We start from the raw sequence: 706 nt of genomic DNA on the forward strand, positions 1-706 counted from the left end.
AGCGGGGATTTGTATTTCTTTGTTTGGAGGATCAAAATATCAGATTGGCGGTCCGACGGGCGCCTTTGTCCCGATTTTATTCGGCATTGTCATGCAGTACGGATTGGAAAATCTGCTGATTGCGGGGTTTATGGCAGGAGTGATGCTGGTGCTGTTTGGGCTGTTTAAGCTCGGAAAAATAATGAAATTTGTGCCTAAACCCGTTATCGTCGGTTTTACAGCAGGAATTGCCGTGCTGATCTTTACGGAACAAATCGCTAATTTTCTCGGATTGAGAAATGTTGAAAAACATGAGAACTTTCATCACAACATGTTTGAAATTGTGCAGCAGCTCGGCACCTTTAACGTGTATGCCATTTTGACAGCTGTGATCGGGCTCGTCATTTTGCTTGTATCCGCCAAGGTGATGCCTAAAGTGCCGGGCGCTTTGTTGGCGCTTCTTATTTCCACAGTGGTCGCGGTTGTCTTTTTCCCTGACCGCATGGCAACGATCGGGTCAACTTATGGAGAAATCCCCCGCCATTTGCCGGAATTTCAGTTTCCTGAGCTTACTTTGGATAAAATGGTTATGCTGTTTCCGGCTGCGCTTGTCATCGCGCTTCTTGGAGGACTTGAGTCGATTTTGTCCGCAATGGTCGCTGATAACATGAAGGGCTCAAAGCATGACAGCAACAAGGAGCTTGTCGGCCAGGGGATTGCGAATATG

The 706-nt window shown here is 47.2% G+C and carries 1 protein-coding gene; it reads left to right on the plus strand.

Annotation, left to right across the window (positions count from 1 at the left end; translation table 11 throughout):
* Positions 1-706: SulP family inorganic anion transporter (locus ACWHAR_RS27220; RefSeq protein WP_452088450.1), on the plus strand; the 706-nt coding region annotated here is incomplete at both ends.

The organism is Bacillus sp. LR--39 (assembly GCF_053613335.1).